The sequence below is a fragment of the Granulicella aggregans genome (assembly GCF_025685565.1).
In the GTDB taxonomy this organism is placed as follows: domain Bacteria; phylum Acidobacteriota; class Terriglobia; order Terriglobales; family Acidobacteriaceae; genus Edaphobacter; species Edaphobacter aggregans_B.
Genome location: NZ_JAGSYE010000001.1, coordinates 177,486 through 196,367, shown reverse-complemented (window position 1 = coordinate 196,367; position 18,882 = coordinate 177,486). Strand labels below are relative to the sequence as shown.

The 18,882-nt window shown below is 58.5% G+C and carries 15 protein-coding genes and 1 pseudogene; 13 read left to right on the top strand and 3 right to left on the bottom strand.

All coding sequences use genetic code 11. The annotated features are described in order from the left end of the window. Positions 1–455: 455 nt before the first annotated feature. Together OHL18_RS00775 and OHL18_RS00765 are read right to left on the bottom strand one after the other, a co-directional pair. A pseudogene (locus OHL18_RS00775) lies at positions 456–3,961 on the bottom strand (carboxypeptidase regulatory-like domain-containing protein). A gap of 342 nt (positions 3,962–4,303) precedes the next feature. Next, the gene (locus tag OHL18_RS00765; protein WP_263372924.1) at positions 4,304–5,497 is read right to left on the bottom strand and encodes an EAL and HDOD domain-containing protein; all 1,194 of its coding nucleotides are present in this window, start codon (positions 5,495–5,497) and stop codon (positions 4,304–4,306) included. 474 nt (positions 5,498–5,971) lie between these two features. Between OHL18_RS00765 and motA the strand changes: the two genes are divergently transcribed. Both motA and OHL18_RS00755 read left to right on the top strand, forming a co-directional pair. Then, on the top strand, positions 5,972–6,850 hold the full coding sequence (gene motA, locus OHL18_RS00760; protein ID WP_263372923.1) for a flagellar motor stator protein MotA: 879 nt from the start codon (positions 5,972–5,974) through the stop codon (positions 6,848–6,850). 36 nt (positions 6,851–6,886) lie between these two features. Beyond that, entirely contained in the window at positions 6,887–7,780 is an 894-nt protein-coding gene (locus OHL18_RS00755) for a flagellar motor protein MotB (protein WP_263372922.1), read from the top strand. A 7-nt stretch (positions 7,781–7,787) separates the two neighbouring features. Here the strand turns inward: OHL18_RS00755 and OHL18_RS00750 are convergent, their stop codons facing one another. Further along, a complete protein-coding gene (locus OHL18_RS00750) occupies positions 7,788–8,120 on the bottom strand; it encodes a PilZ domain-containing protein (protein ID WP_263372921.1) in 333 nt (110 codons plus the stop codon). A 195-nt stretch (positions 8,121–8,315) separates the two neighbouring features. On the opposite strand from OHL18_RS00750, the gene OHL18_RS00745 reads away from it, so the two are divergent. From OHL18_RS00745 to OHL18_RS00695, 11 genes are all read left to right on the top strand, one after another. Beyond that, entirely contained in the window at positions 8,316–9,104 is a 789-nt protein-coding gene (locus tag OHL18_RS00745; protein WP_263372920.1) for a response regulator transcription factor, read from the top strand. Between the two features lie 296 nt (positions 9,105–9,400). Then, positions 9,401–10,456 carry a sigma-54 interaction domain-containing protein gene (locus OHL18_RS00740; RefSeq protein ID WP_263372919.1) on the top strand — a complete coding sequence of 352 codons (1,056 nt, stop codon included), beginning with the start codon at positions 9,401–9,403 and terminating at the stop codon, positions 10,454–10,456. 40 nt (positions 10,457–10,496) lie between these two features. Continuing rightward, complete coding sequence (locus OHL18_RS00735) at positions 10,497–11,756, top strand: sensor histidine kinase (RefSeq protein ID WP_263372918.1); 1,260 nt, start codon at positions 10,497–10,499, stop codon at positions 11,754–11,756. Next, on the top strand, positions 11,753–13,126 hold the full coding sequence (locus OHL18_RS00730) for a sigma-54-dependent transcriptional regulator (RefSeq protein ID WP_263372917.1): 1,374 nt from the start codon (positions 11,753–11,755) through the stop codon (positions 13,124–13,126). Before OHL18_RS00735 ends, OHL18_RS00730 begins: the two co-directional genes overlap by 4 nt. Beyond that, positions 13,126–13,476: a flagellar basal body rod protein FlgB gene (locus OHL18_RS00725; protein WP_263372916.1), complete on the top strand. Its 351-nt coding sequence runs from the start codon at positions 13,126–13,128 to the stop codon at positions 13,474–13,476. The genes OHL18_RS00730 and OHL18_RS00725 overlap by 1 nt, the downstream gene beginning before the upstream one ends. Positions 13,477–13,478: 2 nt before the next feature. Then, a complete protein-coding gene (flgC, locus tag OHL18_RS00720) occupies positions 13,479–13,922 on the top strand; it encodes a flagellar basal body rod protein FlgC (RefSeq protein WP_263372915.1) in 444 nt (147 codons plus the stop codon). Positions 13,923–13,975: 53 nt separating this feature from the next. Next, positions 13,976–14,290 (top strand): flagellar hook-basal body complex protein FliE, encoded by a 315-nt coding sequence (fliE, locus tag OHL18_RS00715; protein WP_263372914.1) that lies wholly within the window; start codon positions 13,976–13,978, stop codon positions 14,288–14,290. Between the two features lie 38 nt (positions 14,291–14,328). Next, complete coding sequence (gene fliF / locus OHL18_RS00710) at positions 14,329–15,903, top strand: flagellar basal-body MS-ring/collar protein FliF (RefSeq protein WP_263372913.1); 1,575 nt, start codon at positions 14,329–14,331, stop codon at positions 15,901–15,903. Continuing rightward, entirely contained in the window at positions 15,900–16,925 is a 1,026-nt protein-coding gene (gene fliG, locus OHL18_RS00705; protein ID WP_263372912.1) for a flagellar motor switch protein FliG, read from the top strand. Before fliF ends, fliG begins: the two co-directional genes overlap by 4 nt. Further along, a complete protein-coding gene (locus OHL18_RS00700) occupies positions 16,915–17,571 on the top strand; it encodes a FliH/SctL family protein (protein ID WP_263372911.1) in 657 nt (218 codons plus the stop codon). Before fliG ends, OHL18_RS00700 begins: the two co-directional genes overlap by 11 nt. Before the next feature lie 5 nt (positions 17,572–17,576). Further along, on the top strand, positions 17,577–18,881 hold the full coding sequence (locus tag OHL18_RS00695) for a FliI/YscN family ATPase (RefSeq protein ID WP_263372910.1): 1,305 nt from the start codon (positions 17,577–17,579) through the stop codon (positions 18,879–18,881). The last annotated feature ends 1 nt before the right edge of the window (position 18,882 follow it).

Here is an 18,882-nt window from a genome sequence, read left to right as displayed (position 1 = left end):
AATCGTAAAGTGGCTGTTGGTATACGGGATCGAAGGGTTAAAACCATACATGGTCATCGAAACCACTGGGCCAAAAGAACCCTCTTTAAAACCTATCACGTTGCTTGTTGCGAGTTGAGCGTGAGCTGGTGGGGGTACTAAAAAGATAGCTAGTGTATAAGCGCAGCGATCGAAATGTGAAATCTTAGTCTCATAGGTGCTCCTTGTGATCAATTAGTCTTGCATTGGTGAGAGGGAAATCCCCTTCAAGAGAGACGTCTAAGGTCGACCAGAGTCTCAGCTTTGAGAAATAAAAGAGTAAGTTTACAAAAGGCAGAAAGCATTTCTAATCACTTGTAATATTCGACAACTTATTCAATGCTGTTGTACCGCTAACACGTGTTGCCCAACGAATCGCGCTCCGCGACTACGAGTCGTTGGTTCTCAGCAGTCTCCTAGACCAACGAGGAAATAATCTAGAACTCGAAGCGCGCCGAGAGCGTCACGATGCGTCCTCCTAATGGAATGACGTCCTGACCAAAGTTTCCGCTGTCAACAATGTTGCTTACTTTGCTGGGATCGAGGTTGAGGATGTTGAAGAGATTCAGCGCGCTGGCGCGGAACTCAAAGTGAGCGCTTTCGCCGAGCACAGGCATTTTGGGAAGACCGAAGGCCTTCGAAAGCGAGGCGTCGACATTGTGATAGTTGGGGCCATCGAAGATGTTGCGCTGGGAGCCGGGAAGATTCGGCAGCGTGACGGTGGGATTGTTGACGTTGGCCGTGCTCTGCAGCTGGATGGAGTTCTGGTAGTTGGCTACTGCGAAGTAGCGGTTGCTGTATGCGACCGTGGTGTTTGCGTTGCCGTTGACGGTGCCGGGTGTCTTCACTTCTCCGTTGGACTGGCCCGCGAAGTTGGTGTTGTTGATGAAGGCGGAGTTGCTGTGTTCGCCCTTCGCGCCGCCTAAATAGCTTGCGCGAAGCTGGGTGTAACCGCAGTTGTTGCAGTACAGGGAGCTCGGCAGGTTATACAGAGCGGAGTAGGGGAAGCCGGTGTGAACGCTGAAGATGCCGGAGAGGTTCCAGCCGCCGGCGATCTTCTCTGCGAAGTTGTTGCCGTGGAAGAGGACTGGCTGCCAGGTGCCGAAGATCTTCAGGCTCTTGCCGACGTTGTAGTCGGAGAGTCCGTACGTGAGTTTGTGGCTGAGTGGGTAGTAGGGGTCTTCGGAGTAGGGGCCGGAGCCGTCAGTGTCCTGCGACTTTGCCCACATGAACTGTGCCTGGGCAGAGAAGCCGTGGGACATCGGATGGCTTACGCTGGCCAGCAATGCGTGGTTCCTGCTGCTGCCTGCGTTGATCCAGAAGTCGCCGCCTGTGACCAACTGGTTGAGGGCTGCGCCTTCGACGACGGCGGGAGCGTTAGGAGTCTGGTGGTTGATGATGTGACGGCCAAGGCTGCCCTGGTAGCCGAGGGTGAAGACGGCCCACTTGCTGAGCTCCTGCTGAATATCGAGCGAGAAGTGATGGAAGTACGTGGTGGGCACGTTGCCGTGGCCATCGCCAGCAATGATGACACTGGCGCTGCCGGCGACGGGAAGACCTGCCGCGTTATAGGTGGTGATGGTGTTGGGGTTGCTGGGATAACCGTTGAGCGAGGTGATGTCGCTCGAAATACCGTAGAGGATCTTTCCGCCATTGGTGCCGGGATTGGTGGGGCTATTGAATTGGAAGGTGTAAGAGTTCGAGATAGGCGGGTTGTAGCTGGCGTTCGCGGTGATGGCGATCTCGTTCTGGTTGAAGGCCATGCCGTAGCCGCCACGGATGACGGTGTGGCCGCCTAAATACTGCGGACTCCAGTTGAAGCTGAACTGGGGGCCGAAGTTGAGCTTTTGGGGATTCCAGATGCCGCCCTTGGTCGCGCCGACCGTCAAGCCTGTATAGGCAGCCGTTCCCTGACCCAAGGTCACATTTGGGATGTTGTTCTGATTCGAGTAGAGGGCCCCGAAGTAGTTGTAGCGAATGCCTGCATGAAGGGTAAGATTCGGCTTTGCCTTCCAGTCATCCTGCACGAAGCCGCCGAAGAGATTTTGGCGCTGGTCGGAGCGAACGCTGCCGGGAATGCCGGTGGCTGCATTGAAGCTGCCTTGCTCGTAGTAAGGCGCGTCGTTCAGGAAGGTCCAGATGTTATAGAACTGGAAGTTTGGTTGGCCGGAGGGGTTCTGCAAATAGTGTAAGGCGGTGTACTCGCCGCCGAACTTGACGGTGTGGCTGCCGAGAATCTTGGTGGCGACGTCCTTGTAGCTGAAGGTCCACTGATTCAGGTCGCTGCCTGCGGGGCTGCCGAAGGTGCCAAGGTCGCCATTGGAGACGGCGGGGGCGAAGTTGACGGTGTCCTGAGGCAGGCCGAGGGGCTGCTGCGGATTGGTGGCGAGCTCATTCCAGCGGAATGCGGCGGCGTTGGCTCGGGCCTCGTTCAAGAAGGTCGGGGAGAAGGTGTGGTTCCAGATGACCGCTGTAGCCTGGTTGATCTGATCGTGGTGGAAGAGGTTATAAGCGCGTGGACTGCCGTTGTAGCTGGTCTTGGTCTGAGGCACCCAGAACATGGTGAAGCTGACGTGGTCGTTCTTCGATACCTGCGCATCGACGCGGCCGGCATACTGCGTATAGGTGGTGGAGACTGGAGAAGCGATGGAGTAGAAGGCCACATCGGCTGTGCCATCAAGGCCATTTCCAACACCGGGGTTAGAGGTTGTTCCACTGGCGGTGGGGTCCTGCTTGCCCAGCCCGTTGGTGAGCGGAGAGCCGACGTCCAGACCTTGCCCGGCGATGGTGGCACAGTTGACGCCTTCTTTCAGACCGACGACGGCGCAGGTCTCACCCGAGGTGACGATGGTGCCGGTGGGAGCGTTGCCCTTGAAGTTCACGAACTGCGAGGCGATGCTTGAGGCCGGGGCAGAGCCGCGGAGCGAAGGAGTCTCGAACCAGCCGGTCGACGTTGCCAGCGTATCGTCTGGTGAAGTTTCATAGGCGAAGAAGGCGAAGAGCTTGTCCTTCCATAGGGCCCGCCGACGCTGCCGCCGTACTGGTTGTAGCGGTCCGTATCCTTGACTGAAGCGCCGATGATGTTGCCGCTGGAGTCGCGAACTGGCCGGTTGGCGGCGTTGAGGCCGGGCCGATGGGCGTCGAGGAAGAGGCTGCCGTGGATCTGGTTGGTGCCGCTCTTGGTGGTGACCATGGTCTCGGCACCGGAGAAGCGGCCGTTCTCTGCGTCGTAGCCGTTGGTGACGATGCGGACGTTGTCGACGGCCTCCGGGCTGGGCGTGATGATGCTGGTGCCTCCCCATACAGCGGAGACGGTGCTGATGCCGTCAAGCGAGATGCCGTTGTTGCCGTACTGTTGGCCGTTGGAGTTGACCTGCGGACCGTTTTCGGTGGGAGCGGAGCCGCCGTTGCCCGAGCCGCCAGGGCCCTGGTTTCCTGGGTTGGTGGCGACGCCACCGCCAGATGATTGCGCGCCCGTCGAGATGGCGCCGGGCGCGAGTTGGCTTAGGGTGAAGACGTCGCGGTTGAAGGAGGGGATGTGCTGGATGTCGTTGGCAGAGATGGTACCGCCCGTGTTTGCGGTCTCAGTGTCGAGGGTGGGCGTGCTGGAGGCGTTGACCTCAATGGTGAGATCGCTGGCACCCAGGGTAAGCGCGACGTTCAGGGAGTTGGGTTGCTCGGGGATGAACTTGATGTTGGTGAGCACCTTCTTCTGAAAGCCGGTGGCTTCGACGGTTAGCGTGAAGTTGTCAGGTGGGAGCGCGCCGAAGTTGAAGAGGCCAGCACCGTCGCTGGTGCGAACGGTCTGGGCGTTGTTCGCGACGTCTCTTAGCGTTACTGTGGCGCCGGGTATGACCGCGCCCTGAGGATCCGTGACGGTGCCCTGCACGGAGGTGCGGAACTGCGCTCGCAGTGGTGACGTAGCTGCACATGCGAGGGCCATCACGATGACGGCGTAACGAAGTAAGATTTTGCTTTTTGAGGATTCCAGAAATGCGTAGCTCGAATGGCTACGCTGATCCTGGGGAGTAGGACTTTGCATATTGCCTCCGTAAACGATGTGATGCGCATCAAGCCGCTTTACGCGAATCTATGCTGATGCAACTCTTCGTTTCACTTTGGGCAATATGCTCCCCATAAATAAGCATGTCAAGCAGCGGAATTAGCTCCGCACTACTTGACAGGGCTTGATTATTTGAAGCGAAGTTTCGTGGGATGCTGTGCTGTAGTTAGAGGTTGTCTAGTATATGGAATCTAGTCCGATCTCATGATGGGAAGCAAAGGATTATGCGATCTGGTTGACCGTATCGGCCCATTTGATCGCATCGGAGTAGAGCCGCGAGGCGATGTCTCCACGCAGATTGAGACTCTCTTGAATGCTTGTTGTCTCCAGCCATCCGCCGGACTCGCGCGCGCGAACCAGATCGAGAGCGACGGTGAGCGAAGACTTCTTGCCGAGCAGGGCTGCCTTCATCTTGTGGTGAAGCGGGAGCATCTCGACGACCTGATGCATGGGCATGGTGAGGATGACATCCATGAGAGAGAGCATGCCGAGCAGGTAGAGGGTTGAGGCGGATTCATTGAGTACCGGGGCGAGAAGCTCGCAGAACTTGGCGCGCGCAAGCGCCACGCGGGTCACAGACTTCGAGCGTGAGGAGCCGGCGATGTTGGCGAGCGCCACGGAGACAAGCTTACGAAACTCGTCGTCACCGATCATCATGACCGCGCTGCGAATCGACGAGATGGGGCTGGGCAGAGCGTACAGCGCCGAGTTGACAAGCCGGAGCAGGCGATAGCAGATGGAGGGTTCCGATTTCGTCAGTTGCTCGATCTCCATGATGTTTGCGGGCTCGCGACTAAGTTCGGCGAGGAGCCTCATGTAGACCATCTGATTTTGCGGAATAACCCGCGGAGCGATCATGACCGGTTTGCAGAAAAAGTACCCCTGGAAGAAGGTGCAACCTTCCTTCCAGGCTTCTTCGACATCAGGCTCCGTCTCTATCTTTTCGGCAATAAATTTAATTGGCCTGTCGGCAGCCAGGGAACGTATGGCATATCTTTCTGCCTTATCGGACGCCAGGAAGTCAATTTTTATAAAGTCGGCTATTTCTAGAAATGGCGTCTTTGATCCATCCGGAACGAAGTCGTCCAGAGCAAAGGAGTAGCCCGCTTCCCTGAGGGTACGGCAGGATGCCATCAGCTCCTCGTCGGGCTCTATATTCTCAAGAATCTCAAGGACCGTGTCGGCGGGGGGCAAGAGCGTCACAATACCGGAGACGAGTGCGTGACGGGTGCAGTTGAAGAAGAGCTTTTCGCCGTTGGCCGGAGTCGCCAGCAGCAGCGAGTCGTCAATGACACTGCGCGTTGCGTGTTCAGGCTCGCCGCTGAATTGATTTGCGAGACCGGAGCGATACAGCAACTCGTGCCCGTAGAGGTTCAATTCCGCGTCGAGGATCGGCTGCCTGCCCAGAAAGTGCATGGGAGGACCAGAAACGGAAGCGGGCGAAGGTGAAAGCGGTGTCATGGGCATAGGGGGCTTACGCGGGGAGGTTTCCTTCGCCGACATTTCGAGAGTAATACAGGGACGTAGTCGGCGATAGGCTGCGTTATGGCACTTTAGTCGCAGCGGCCGTTAGCTTCCATGGGAGTCCGGCTCTCCTATCGAAAGATTGGCCTTGATATGTGGTGAACCACACATAGCCTGAGCGGCTTTCGTGGGAGCCGGTTGGAGGCTCATCGAAGAGCCAGAACGCAAGCCGTACCTCCGCGGCTAAAGCCGCATCGCAAATCACTCGCTTAAGGGCTCGGCTAAAGCCGCGCCCTTAAGCAAAACTGAGTCTTTCAGCAGGCTTATAAGCCGCGAAGAGAATTGAAAGCATTCCAATCATGTGTCGATAGAGCGGATGCACTTCATCAGGCATATGCCAATGCGCACGATGGGAGACGTATCAGCATGATATCGATTGTTGGAATAGTTATAGTTTTCGGTGCCGTCATTGGCGGGTTCCTGATGGAGAAGGGACAGCTCGCCGTTCTGATCCAGCCTGCGGAGGTTGTGACCATTGTCGGCGCGGCGCTCGGAACGTTGCTCGCCGCGAATCCCATGCATGTCATCAAGGGATTGATTGGAGGGCTGACCGGGATACTTAAGGGATCGCCCTACAACAAGCAGCGTTATCTTGAGACGCTGAAGATGATGTTCGACCTTTTTACCAAGGCGCGGAAAGAGGGCCTGGTTGCGATCGAGGGCGACATCGAAGGCGCGGACAAGAGCCCGATCTTCAAGGCGCACCCCAAGTTTCTGAAGGACCACCATGTAAAGGACTTCGTCTGCGACACGATGCGTATGGCGATCACGGGCGGTGTACTGCCTTTTGATGTCGACCAGATGATGGAGCTGGACATGGAGGTGCATCACCAGACCAGTGGCATGCCGACGAACGCTTTGAATACGGTAGCTGATGCGCTGCCGGGACTCGGCATCGTTGCGGCCGTTCTGGGTATTGTGATCACCATGGGAGCGCTTGGCGGGCCGCCGGAAGAGATTGGACATAAGGTTGCCGCGGCCCTTGTAGGGACGTTCCTGGGAATCCTGTTGTGCTACGGCGTGTTTGGCCCGCTGGCCTCGGCGATGACGAAGATCAACGATGAAGAGCACGCCTACTACAGCATCCTCCGCGTCGTCATGCTTGCCTTCATCAAGGGAACAAGCCCGATCCTTGCGGTGGAGCTTGCACGCCGCGCCATTCCTGCCCATATACGCCCGAGCTTCCAGGAAGTCGAGAAGGCGTGCCGTGCGAAGACCGCCGCGCCGACCGCGATAGCCGCCTAAGCCTGACACTGACCTGACGCTAACTGGGAGACGACGATGACTGACGAGCAGCCGATAATCATCATTAAGAAGAAGGGTGGCCATGGCGGACACCACGGCGGCGCCTGGAAGGTGGCCTATGCCGACTTTGTGACCGCCATGATGTCGCTGTTCATCGTGCTGTGGCTGATGAACTCCACTCCCAAGAAGACGCAGGAAGAGATCGCGGGCTACTTCCGAGATCCGAAGGGCACGGCGAGCAAGAAGGGGTCGGAGGGCAAGCCTGAGCCGAAGCCGGAGAGCCAAGAGAAGAAAGATGACATGAAGGCGCTGAAGTCCGATCTGACCAAGGCGATCGACCAGATGACCATCCTGAACAAGGTCAAGAAGCAGATCGAGATGACGGTAACGGAAGAAGGGTTACGGATTGAGTTAGTGGAAGATGAGAAGGGGACGTTCTTTGAATCGGGAAGCGCCGTGGCGACGCCGATGCTGGCGGACATCCTGAAGGTGCTTGCGAGCCAGTTGAGCGTTCTGCCGAATAAGCTCTCCATTGAGGGCTACACCGATGCTCAGCCGTATGCGAATGGGAAGTCTTACGGGAACTGGGAGCTTTCAGCGGACCGTGCCAATACTGCTCGCCGTGTGATGCAGGAGAATGGAATTCGCGACGACCAGGTTTCACAGGTACGTGGGTTCGCCGATCAGAAGCTGCATGTTCCGGACAAGCCGTTCGATGCGGCGAATCGCAGGGTCTCTTTGCTGGTGCAGAACTTGCCGAAGGCTGGGGATAAGGCCGCCGATAAGGAGAAAGTTGCAGATCCGAAATCTGCTGCGGCAACTGCCGCTCCGGCTGCAGCGGCCAAGCCGAGTGCGGCGGAGCCCGCCGCGCCGCAGAAGACCGATGGAGGATTGCTGGCTAAGGCGAAGGGGTTGTTCTCGCACAAGTAACGAAGAGCTACTTGCGAACAGGGGGGGCCAGATCGTTCAGGATGTCGCGCAGGGCGACGCGTTCCTTTTCGGAGTCAAACTGAAAGCGCATGCGCGTCTCATCGTCGCGAATTGAAGAGACCGTCGCCTGGACTTCGAGGCGGCGTTCTCCGAGGTAGAGAGTGACGATTCCTTTTGCCCCTGGCGCGACCGTCTGGACGAAGGTGCCGCGGAGACCGGACTGGCTGAGATCAAAGCAGGTGCCGAGAACGATCGAGTCCTCACGGATGAAGTCCATGCGGCAGTCGACGTTGAAGCGGGGATAGCGATAGAGGAAGCTTCGAATCCGATTGATAGTCAAGACGTAATCCTAAAGGCTTGGATGCAGGGCGGGTACTGCTGGCCAATTGCTGCCTCATTATCGTGACACAGTTTCGTAGCATGGGTAGTGACACCAAAGTGTCATGTTGTTCTCTTCCGTTTGGTTCGAGCGACTGCTATAAGAAGTTCAGGCCACCGACAGGAGGCGCTTTTGACCACCCAGGAGACGCACCCCATGCACGCAGCAATCGCAGAACAGTACGGGATGTTGGCACGTTTTCTGCCGACATTCAGCAGAACGTCGAGCCTTGCGGAGGAGCAAACCGAAGGCGCATGTGCTGCGAAGTATCGCGTACTGATCGTCGAGAGCAGCCTGCCGCTGGCGCGGTTGCTGGCAACGGGACTTTCCGAGGATGCGATCTCGGTTGGCGTTACGCACGAGCGTATGTCGGCTCTCCAACAGTTGGAAAAGGGGCCCTGCGATCTGGTGATCCTCGATCTCGACCTGACCGATGTGGATGCCTTCGCGATGCTCCGCGAGCTGCGGGCGAAGAGGCCGAACATCGGCATCCTCGCGTTGGGCGGCAAGGCCGGGGCTGTGGATCTGGTCAATGCCTTCGATCACGGTGCGGATGATTATCTGCCCAAGCCGTTTTCGTTGCTCGAGATGATGGCCCGCGTTCGCGCTTTGCGCCGGCGGTCACAGGCAGCTCCCGTGGCGGTTGAGCCGAAGAAGAGCCAGATTGTGCTGCACCATGACCAGTGCTCCGTCGAGCGCGATGGGCGGGTCATCGGCCTGACGCCGCGCGAGTTTACGCTGCTGGAGTACATGATGCAGCATGAGGGCAAGACGCTCTCACGAGCTTGCCTGACGCAGGAAGTGTGGAACATGTCCGCGGAGGGAAACACCAATATCGTCGATGTCTACGTGAAGTATCTGCGGGATAAGCTGGACGGCGATTATGATATAAAAATGATACGCACCATCCGTGGTCTGGGCTACGTGTACCAGACCCACGCCTGATTTGTATTGTCGATCTATCTCTCGACCAGATTATTTTTTCTCACTTAGAGCCATTATTTTTAATTCGGAATTGATACCGATCGCTCGATAGACTGGTTTTACTATCCGTCAAAGAAGAGCATGGCGCCGAAGTAAGCACTCGCGAAATAGACCTACGCGCGCCCTATACCCTGGAAGAGAGCAACCGTATCAATCTCTCGACTCCCACGTGGCAACCAGATAGCCGCGCCGTGCAGGTCCTGCTAGTTAGCGGCGACCCAAATTTTCGAGACCGGCTTCGCGGTCGACTCGCGCCCATGCGCTGGAGTCTGCACGAAGCGACCAGTGGCGCTGAAGCTCTGGAGTCTCTGCACACGCAGCCAGGGTCTGAAGTCCTGCTGCTTGATCCGGCGCTTCCGGACCTGCTACCTACAGAGTTTTGCGGGATCGTCGAGCAGAGCTTTCCCCAACTCAAGATCCTGATGATGGACACGGCGACGTGCCACGTGCTCCCGAACAGCGCAGGTTCCCCGTTTGCGAGCCGGCTGGCTGCGGCGCTAAATCCGGAGGCTAAGACGCCGGATGTCGAAGCCGCCGCTAAGCCGGTGGAGTATCTGCGGTACGCGAAGGATTCGCCGCGGCTGCGTGGAGTTGTGGGCGAGTCGCCCGCGATGATGCAGGTTTACGCGATGACGCATATGGTCGCTGCGCGTGAGACGACGGTGTTGATCACAGGCGAGAGCGGGACCGGTAAGGACCTTATCGCGCAGGCGATCCATCAGATCAGCCCGCGCAGGCAGGCTCCTTTCATTGTGGTCAACTGCGCGGCGATTCCTGAAGCGCTGCTTGAGTCGGAGCTCTTTGGGTATGCCAAGGGCGCATTTACAGGAGCAATGCAGTCGCGGATTGGGCGTATTCATGCAGCGCAGGGTGGAACGCTTTTCCTCGACGAGATTGGCGACATGCCGCTGACGCTGCAGAGCAAGATCCTGAGATTTGTCGAGCAGGGAGAAGTGCAGCGGCTGGGAAGCAACGACAACATGCGCGTAGATGTGCGTGTGGTTGCGGCGACCAATGCGGACTTGCAGGGTCTCGTGAAGCAGAAGCTATTTCGCGAAGACCTTTATTACCGGCTTGCGATCTTTCCGATCAAGCTTGCGCCACTGCGTGATCGCGACAACGACGTGCCCAAGCTGGCGCAGTTTTTCGTGGAGAAGTTCTGCCCTGGTATCACGCTGACCGATGAGGCGATCGATGCGCTGTGCCGGCATAAGTGGCCGGGCAATGTTCGTGAGCTTCGGAACGTGATTGAGCGCGCCAGTATCATGGCTGGCTCTTCGCATGAGATCAAGGCCAAGGATATTTTTCTCTAGTTTCCCGGTTTGGCCCTTGGGTTGCATTTCATAGTTGTAGATGGAAACCCTCTCTCATTTACTGCCAATAAATAGTTCGACTCTCGCGACGCACCCTGACGCGGGTCTGCTGGCAGAGGCATTTACGAAGTTCATCGCGGCGTCGGCGCGGCTCGAGAGCTCCTACGGCCAGTTGCAGCTTGAGGTGACCTTCCTGAGCCGCGAGCTGGCCGATCGCAACTCGGCGTTGAAGGCGAGCCTGGCGGAGAATGAACGCGTCCATGGCGCTCTGCAACAGATCGTGGATTCGATGCCGTGCGGCGTGCTGGTGGTCGAAGAGGATGGCTCGGTCTCGATGATCAATCCTGAAGGCCGGAGACTGCTCGATCTTCCGCAGACGACCCCGAAGCATCTCGACGCCATCTCGACCGCCTCAGGGATTGATCTATCCGGATTTCTCAGTGAACAGGTGAGCGTGGATGAGGAACGCGAGTTCTGCAAGACGACGTTGAACTCGAGGAGATGGCTGGCAGTTCGTGAGCGTCATCTGCTTCACGGCAGCGAAGGAAGCTATCGCGCCCAGCGGCAGGCGATCCTTATTCTTCGCGATGTCACGCTGCAGAAGCAGGCTGAAGAAGAGCGCGAGCGCTCACGCAAGGCGACGGCCCTTGCTGAGGTAGCGACGACGCTCGCTCATGAAATTAGAAATCCGCTGGCGAGCCTTGAACTGTTTACCGGTTTGATTGAGGCGGGCGGGGAAGATGCTTCGGAGTGGATCTCGCACCTGCATGCGGGCATTCGCTCGCTGGCTGCGACTGTAAGTAATGTGTTGAGCTTTCATGGCCGCGAGGTCCCTTCACTTTCGCCGCTGGATTTGAATGCTTCGATCCGCAGCAGCGTGGAGTTCGCGCGACCGATTGCGCAGCAGGTGGGTATCTCGCTGGCGTTTGACGCGGAGGATGCGGGGCTTTGGATACACGGCAACTCGAGCGCGCTGCAGCAGGTGGTGCTGAACATGGTGTGCAACTCGCTGCGGCATACGCAGATGGGCGGCAGCGTGTGGGTCACGGTCCGCCGGCATCGCGATCCGGCGAAGGGCAGTGGCGACATCGCCATCATTGAGTTCTCCGACACCGGATGTGGCATCGCTGCTGAACATCTGCAGGAGATCTTCACGGCCGGCTTCAGCATCGGCGGGAGCTCTTCGGGGCTTGGACTTGCGGTGTGCAGCCAGATCGTGAAGCAGCATGGCGGCACGATCCGGGTCACCAGCCTTCGTGGAATTGGAACGACCTTTTTTGTGGAGATCCCAGCGCTATGATCAACAACTCCTCGTCGGTGCTGATTGTGGATGACGAAGCGGGCATTCGTACCGCGCTGCGGGTGAACTTCTCTCGCAACGGCTGGGACGTGGAGACCGCTAGCGGCGTGCGCGAGGCTTCGCGGCTGCTGGAGAACAGAGAGTTCCAGCTTGTCGTGAGCGACATGCGGATGCCGGATGGCGACGGGCTTGAGGTGATGCGAGCTGCGCGTGCTGCTTCCTCATCTACGGCGGTGATCCTGCTGACAGCGTTTGGCAACGTTCCCGATGCGGTTGAAGCGATGCGCAACGGAGCGTTTGATTACCTGACCAAGCCGATCGCCTTCGACCAGATTGAAGAGGCAGCCGCACGCGTGATGCAGCAGAGTTCCCCGGTGGTGCAAGGCGAAGTGATGGACGCTTGCGCGATGGTAGGACGTTCGCCTCGTTTGCTGCGGTCTTTGCAGAGAGCGCGGGCGGCGGCGAATACGGACACCGATGTGCTTGTGGAAGCTGAGAGTGGCACCGGCAAGGAGCTGCTAGCGCGGTTCATCCACGATGCGAGCCCGCGGAGTAAGAAGCCGTTCGTCGCCGTGAATTGCGCGGCGGTCCCGGAACATCTGCTGGAGAGCGAGTTGTTCGGTCACGCTCGCGGCGCGTTTACAGGAGCGACGACAGCGAAGGCGGGCAAGTTTGAGATGGCGCATGGCGGGACGCTGCTGCTGGATGAGATTGGCGAGATGCCGCTGAATTTGCAGCCAAAACTGCTGCGCGCCCTGCAGGAGCGCGAGTTCGAGCGGCTGGGCGAGACGCGGTCGACGAAGGTCGATATCCGCGTAATTGCGACGACGAATGTCGACCTGGCGTCGATGGTGGATGAAGGCAAGTTCCGCAGCGATCTCTACTATCGCCTGAATGTGATCCCGCTGGATCTTCCTCCGCTGCGCGACCGGCCTGAGGACATCGAGTTGCTCGCCCGCTACTTCGCGGAGAAGTTCGCGGCGCGGATGCGTGGCCAGGCTCAGGTGTTGAGCCCCGATTTCATCGAGCGGTTGAAGGCGCACAACTGGCCGGGCAACGTTCGTGAACTGGGGAACTTCATGCGGCGGATGTGTTCGCTGCATCCCGGCGTGGTGCTTGATGCGACGAGGTTTGACCAGGAGTTCCAGATGCGCGCGAAGCCGGCGGTTTCGGCCATCGCGCCAGCGGCTCCTGTGGCTGTCGCAACACCCGGTGTTCCGATCCGCGAGCTGGAGCGGGCGCACCTGGAGAGCACGCTTGAGATGACACGCGGTAATCGCACGCAGGCCGCGGAGATGCTGGGCATCAGCATCCGCACGATGCGCAACCGAATTCGTGAGTATGGACTTCCCCCAAGGAGATATGCGTAATGGCAGACACCGGTTTTCTTCCCACTTCGCTCGAACGGTTTCTGGAGGTAACGACAGACCGCGAGCAGACGATCGCAGCGAACATGGCGAACGTCGATACCCCTGGTTACAAGACCAAGGACATCAACTTCAAGCAGGCGCTGGCGCAGGCGAGCGATGGTAGTGGGCTTCAGCTTTCGCCGGTAGTCAACGAGGTCAGTGGCCTGCTCGAGCGTCCTGACGGGAACAACGTCAACCTGGACCGCGAGAGCACGCTGCTCGCTCAGACACAGCTGCAGTTTCAGATGGGCACACAGATGGTGAAGTCACAGTTTCACCAGATCCTGCAAGCCATCAACGGAGGTAACTAGCGATGGGTCCTTTTGACATGCTGAAGATCAGTGCGTCCGCGCTTTCGGCGGAGCGCCAGCGTTCTGAAGTGATCGCCACGAACATGGCGAACGCCGAGACGACACACACCGATGACGGAGGACCTTTCCGCCGCAAGGAAGTTGTCTTCGCTTCGCAGGGCAACAGCTCGTTTCAGACCGCCTTTGCCAGCGCCGGCGGCTTGACCAAGACGGGTGGAACGGTGCGCGTCTCGCAAGTAATTGATGACCCGACGCCTCCGGTCATGCGCTATGAGCCTGGTCATCCGGATGCTGATAAGGACGGCTTCGTCGCTTATCCGGCCATCAACCCGGTGCAGGAGATGGTGGACCTCATGGGTTCTACGCGTGCTTACCAACTGAACGCTTCCGCGGTTGCTGCGGCGAAGCAAATGATCCAACAGTCTATCGACATTCTCAAGAGTTAGTTTCAATCAACCCAGTTTGAAGAAGCAGTTTTGAATTTTCAGGAGCTATCAAGATGAGCATCGGAATGCCAATGGGTGTGGGTCCTTTGACCTCGTTGCCCTCAAGTCTCAACTCTCTGGCCGGTGGCCTCGATTCCAGCAGCGACAGCGGCAGCTTTGGCGATGTGCTGAAGGGCGCGATCAACCAGGTGAGCAATCTTCAAAGCACTGCAGACAACCAAGTGGGTACGCTGCTGCAGGGCGGCAACGCCGACATGAGCAAGGTGATGGTGTCGGTCGAGAAGGCTGATGTCGCCTTCCAACTGATGATGCAGGTGCGGAACAAGATCGTGACCGCCTACCAGGACATCGAGAAGATGCAGTTTTAGCTGATCGCCTTTAGCAACCGGGACACCTAAGAAAACATATGGCAGAGACGAGTCAAATTTTCGCCCAGCTTAAGCAGTTCTGGATGACACGGACCCCGAAGCAGCGGCTGATGCTGGGCGCGGGGGCCGTTGCCACGGTGGGCCTTGTGGGGCTGTTCGCAAATCTGATGTCCACCCCGGACTACAAGCCGCTAATGAGCGGACTAGAGACGGCTGACGCGCAGACGATTTCAGCCGAGCTGAAGTCGAAGAACATTCCCTATCAACTGAGCGCGGATGGGAAGAGCATCAGTGTACCTTCTGATCAGCTCGACGCGGCGCGTTTGGATATTTCTTCAAGCAGCCCCACCCACTCTGGCCGCATGGGCTTTGAGATCTTCGACAAGGTCTCTTGGGGACAGACCGAGTTTGATGAGAAGGTGAACTATCAGCGGGCGCTCGAAGGCGAACTGGAACGCACCATTACGACGCTTGCGAACGTGAAGAGCGCGCGAGTCCACCTGGTGATGGCTACTGATTCGGTATTCGTGGACCGGGAGCGCGGAGCCAAGGCCTCGGTCACGCTGAAGCTGGCGAGAGGCGGTCTGACGCATGACGAGACCGCGTCGATTCAACGCATGGTTTCAGGCGCTGTGGAGGGTCTGAAGCCGAGCGATGTCTCGATCATCGATGCCGACTCCAACCTGGCTTTGAATACTGGCGGAGACGCGGGTGGCGACGATGGAGCAGAGCGGCAGTTGTCGCAGCGCCTGATCGCAACGCTGGGCCCGGTTGTGGGTGCGGACCACATTCGCGCAAGTGTGAATGTGGAGTACGACCCGAGCACGATGGAAGAGAACCTGGAGAAGTACGATCCCAGTGTCAGTGCGACGCTGCAGATTCAGCGCTCGGATGAGTCTTCAGGCGGAGGTAAGGTCGCCGTGGGTGGCGTTCCGGGAACGACCAGCAATGTTCCGCAGAAGCTGCCCAATGTTCCCGTGACGAACGGAGACGACAGCAACGCCCAGGTATCGAAGACCGAAAGCGCGACGTACGGCGTGAACAAGATCAGCCGGCACTCAATGCAGCCGGCGGGCAGAATCAAGCGCATCACCGCGGCGCTGCTGGTGGATGACGCGGTAACGCGCAAGCTGGAGAAGAACGGCAAGTGGACTGAAGTGCGCACGAAGCGCACGCCGCAGGAGCTGGAACAGATTCAGACGCTGGCCACGAATGCGATCGGGCTCGACACGGCTCGCGGCGACGCGATCACGGTACAGAATCTTTCCTTCGCCTCTGCCGCTCCCGACGAGCGCACGCCGGCCACCGTCTTCGAGCAGGCGCGCAAGGGGCTATCGGATTACTCCTCGATCGTCCGCTACGCGATGCTGGCGATCCTCTTCCTGATGGCCTATGTCCTGATGATCCGACCTATGCAGAAGAAGGTTCTTGAACAAGTCGTCCAGATGCCAACGCAGCCTGTGTTGGCTGCAGCCGAGTCACCCGTTCCAGCTCTACCAACCAGCGTGAGCGCTGCGCGACAACTGCGTGAACAGCTTGGGGCGCAGGTAGAAGCAGAGCCGGCCAAGAGCGCGCGCCTGCTGCAAGCGTGGCTCAGGGAGGAGATCAAGTGAGCCCAGACGTCAACATTCACAACCTGTCAGGAACGCGTAAGGCGGCCATCCTGATGACCATGTTGAGCGAAGAAGCTGCGGCGTCGATCTTCCACCACCTCACTGAGGAGGATCTGCAGGGACTGACGCACGAGATCGCACGGCTGGGCTCGATACCGAAAGAGGTATCGTTGCAAATTCTGCAGGAGTTTCAGCAGATGGCCATCGCGTCCGAACATATCTCGTCTGGTGGCCGTGAAGTGGCGACGCGCATGCTGGTCAAGGCATTCGGCGAGAACGGCGCGCAGACGATGGTGCAGCGGCTGGTGCGGGCGCAGGAGACAAGTTCTTCACGCGTTGAGTCACTTCAGCGGGTCGATCCCAAGCAGTTGGCGCGGTTCCTTGAAGGCGAGCATCCGCAGACTATTGCGCTGATCCTCGGCCATCTTGAGACGAAGCAGGCGTCGGCGCTTCTGATGTGCCTTCCACATCCGGTACGCGCGGAGTCGGTGCGGCGTCTGGCGAATCTGCGGCAGTTCTCTCCGGCAATGGCGGAGAAGGTTGCCATCGTATTGAACCGCCGGTTGCGTTCCGTCGGCGACCAGAAGAAGAAGACGTACTCGGGCTTCCAGAGCGTCGCGGACTTGATGAACAACATCGATGCGACGACCTCCGGAGAGATCCTAGAGGCGATCGAGCGCGAAGAGGCGACTCTCGCGTCGAGCATCCGCGATCTCATGTTTACCTTCGAGGACTTCCTCGAGGTCTCAGAGGTTCAACTGCGGTCACTCACTGGCGCCGTCGATAAGAAGACCTTGACCCTGGCATTGAAGAGCGCTTCGGAGACTCTGAAGGAACACTTCTTCTCCACGATGTCCTCTCGCGCGATCGAGATGTTGAAGGAAGAGGCCGACCAGATGGGCCCCGTTCGCAGCAAGGACGTAGCTAAGGCGCAGATGGAAGTGGTCGCTGTCGCCCGCAGGCTTGAGGCTGAAGGCAAGATGATTTTGAAGAGCGAGGGAGCAGATGAATATGTTCTCTAAGGTCCCGGTAATTCCGGCAGCCTCTGCGGTCAATGTGTCCAGCTTCCTCTATCGTTCGACGGATGACCCGAGTCCCGAGGCAGCTGAGTTTGAAGGACAGGAAGCATCTACCGAGCCCGAGGTCCGTCTCACTGAGCGGAGTCTGAACGATCGGCTGGCCTCTGAGAGAGCAGCAGGATATGCCGCGGCCCAGGCTGCGATGCAGCTTGATTTCGACCAGAGGTTAGACGCCGAACATCAGCGCGTGATGAAAGCGATTGCCGACTTTGAGAAGTCTCAAAAGGTCTATTTCTCCCGGGTTGAAGCCGAGGTCGTGCAACTGGCGCTGGCCATCGCGGGGAAGATCCTTCATCGCGAGGCACAGGTCGATCCGATGCTTCTTTCGGCTATCGTTCATCTTGCTCTGGGTCAGCTTAAGGAAGGTTCGACCGCGACGATCCGTGTACGGCCAGAGCAGGCGAACCAGTGGCGCTCCCATGTTGCGTCGCTCGCGATCAACCTCGAGACACGAGTGGTTGAGGATGCCGACCTAGAGCGCGGGGACTGTGTGCTTGAGACTGAGCTTGGCACGGTGAACTTCAGCCTTGATGCGCAGCTAAAGGAAGTCGAGCGCGGGTTCTTCGACGTCCTTGCGCAGAAGCCCTAGACCCTATGCCGACACCCCTTTCGCCCTACTTCAATCAACTGGAGCAGACAGGCAGCCTGCGCTGGAGCGGTCGCGTGCTGCAGGTGGTTGGGAATCTTGTCGAGTCCGAAGGACCCTTCTGCTCGGTCGGCGACGAGTGCGAGATCACAACGCTAGACGGCCGTGTTTATACGGGCGAAGTCGTTGGCTTTCGCGGGCCGGTGATGTTGACGATGACGCTCCAGTTGCCGCGAGGGATTCGCTATGGAGACAAGATTGTTGCGACCGGCGGGCGGCCATCGATCCGGGTGGGACCAGAGCTCCTTGGCCGCGTGATTGATGGCACAGGCGAGCCTCTCGACTCGCTTGGGAACTACACGGCACGGCGATCGATGCCGGTGGATGGAAGCGCTCCGTTGCCGTTGGACCGCACGCCGATTCGCAGCCCCCTCGGTTGCGGTGTTCGAGCCATCGATGCTTTCATCACTTGCGGCAGAGGTCAACGGCTGGGCATCTTCGGCGGCAGCGGCGTGGGTAAGAGCACTCTACTGGGGATGATGGCTCGCGGGACCGAGGCGGACATGACGGTGATGGCGCTGATCGGCGAACGTGGCCGCGAAGTTCAGGAGTTTCTCGAAGTGATTGGCGAAGAAGGACGCAGCCGCGCCATTCTGGTTGTATCGACATCGGACCAGTCGCCGCTATTGAAGATGCGCGCGGCGCTCGCTGCTACTGCGATTGCGGAGCACTTTGCGGCGGAGGGAAAGAACGTGCTGCTGGTGGTCGATTCGTTGACGCGATTTGCCATGGCGCAACGCGAGGTTGGCCTGGCGGCGGGGGAGCCGCCGACGAGCAAGGGATATACGCCCTCGGTGATCAATGTGCTGGCACGTCTTGTAGAGCGGGCGGGAAACTTCAACAAGGGAAGCATAACGGCCTTCTACACAGTGTTGATGGAAGGTGACGATCAACAGGACCCGGTGGTGGATACGGTGCGGTCGCTGCTCGATGGTCATATCATTCTCGACCGTAACCTGGCGTTGCAGAACCACTATCCGCCGATATCGGTGCTTGATAGTTTGAGCCGTCTGCAGCCGTCGATTACATCGCCCGAGCATATGACGAAGAGCCGCGCTCTGCGTGTTCTGCTAGCTTCGTATGCGAAGTCGGAAGATCTTATTCGCATCGGTGCCTACCAGAAGGGGTTTGATGCGGTGCTTGATCGCGCGGTCGAGGTGCTGCCGCAGGTGAACCGCTTCCTCAACCAGAGTTCGACTGAAACTCCGGGATTTGCGGAGATGCTGCAGCAACTGATGAGCGTCCCGAACTGAC

What these genes read in the sequence shown, in the direction of transcription:
- OHL18_RS00765 (WP_263372924.1), bottom strand. Translation starts at nt 5,497, where the DNA reads ATGCACTTTCTGGGCAGGCAGCCGATCCTCGACGCGGAATTGAACCTC.
- motA (WP_263372923.1), top strand. Translation starts at nt 5,972, where the DNA reads ATGATATCGATTGTTGGAATAGTTATAGTTTTCGGTGCCGTCATTGGC.
- OHL18_RS00755 (WP_263372922.1), top strand. Translation starts at nt 6,887, where the DNA reads ATGACTGACGAGCAGCCGATAATCATCATTAAGAAGAAGGGTGGCCAT.
- OHL18_RS00745 (WP_263372920.1), top strand. Translation starts at nt 8,316, where the DNA reads ATGCACGCAGCAATCGCAGAACAGTACGGGATGTTGGCACGTTTTCTG.
- OHL18_RS00740 (WP_263372919.1), top strand. Translation starts at nt 9,401, where the DNA reads ATGCGCTGGAGTCTGCACGAAGCGACCAGTGGCGCTGAAGCTCTGGAG.
- OHL18_RS00735 (WP_263372918.1), top strand. Translation starts at nt 10,497, where the DNA reads ATGGAAACCCTCTCTCATTTACTGCCAATAAATAGTTCGACTCTCGCG.
- OHL18_RS00730 (WP_263372917.1), top strand. Translation starts at nt 11,753, where the DNA reads ATGATCAACAACTCCTCGTCGGTGCTGATTGTGGATGACGAAGCGGGC.
- OHL18_RS00725 (WP_263372916.1), top strand. Translation starts at nt 13,126, where the DNA reads ATGGCAGACACCGGTTTTCTTCCCACTTCGCTCGAACGGTTTCTGGAG.
- flgC (WP_263372915.1), top strand. Translation starts at nt 13,479, where the DNA reads ATGGGTCCTTTTGACATGCTGAAGATCAGTGCGTCCGCGCTTTCGGCG.
- fliE (WP_263372914.1), top strand. Translation starts at nt 13,976, where the DNA reads ATGAGCATCGGAATGCCAATGGGTGTGGGTCCTTTGACCTCGTTGCCC.
- fliF (WP_263372913.1), top strand. Translation starts at nt 14,329, where the DNA reads ATGGCAGAGACGAGTCAAATTTTCGCCCAGCTTAAGCAGTTCTGGATG.
- OHL18_RS00700 (WP_263372911.1), top strand. Translation starts at nt 16,915, where the DNA reads ATGTTCTCTAAGGTCCCGGTAATTCCGGCAGCCTCTGCGGTCAATGTG.
- OHL18_RS00695 (WP_263372910.1), top strand. Translation starts at nt 17,577, where the DNA reads ATGCCGACACCCCTTTCGCCCTACTTCAATCAACTGGAGCAGACAGGC.